Origin of the sequence: Streptomyces chisholmiae, from assembly GCF_031845445.1 — a bacterium.
Classification (GTDB): Bacteria; Actinomycetota; Actinomycetes; order Streptomycetales; family Streptomycetaceae; genus Streptomyces; species Streptomyces chisholmiae.
In genome coordinates this window covers 1-384 of sequence record NZ_JAVREO010000309.1, presented here as the reverse complement: position 1 = coordinate 384, position 384 = coordinate 1, and the positions used below count along the sequence as shown (strand labels likewise).

Here is a 384-nt window from a genome sequence, read left to right as displayed (position 1 = left end):
ACATGTGCCGCACCCTGACCGCCGACACCACGTTCCACGGTACCGAGTTGAAGGCCGGCGAGAAGATCATGCTGATGTTCGAATCGGCCAACTTCGACGAAGCGGTGTTCGAGAACCCGGATGAGTTCCAGATCGACCGGAACCCCAACAGCCACTTGGCATTCGGTTTCGGGACCCACTTCTGCCTGGGTAATCAGCTGGCTCGACTGGAACTGCGGCTGATGGTGTCCCGGCTGTTGGAGCGCTTGCCGGACCTGCGACTGGTCGACGGCGCACACGTGCCACTGCGCCCGGCCAACTTCGTCAGCGGGCCGGAGGCCATGCCGGTCGTCTTCACCCCGACGGCTCCGTTGTCGAGATAGCCCGGCAGACAGTCATCAGCAG

Annotated in this window: 1 protein-coding gene; it reads left to right on the top strand. The window is 63.0% G+C overall.

Annotation, left to right across the window (positions count from 1 at the left end):
• Positions 1-362, top strand: a 362-nt coding sequence (locus RM844_RS33340; RefSeq protein WP_311671155.1) for a cytochrome P450, incomplete at its 5' end; no start/stop codon positions are given.
• Positions 363-384 lie beyond the last annotated feature (22 nt).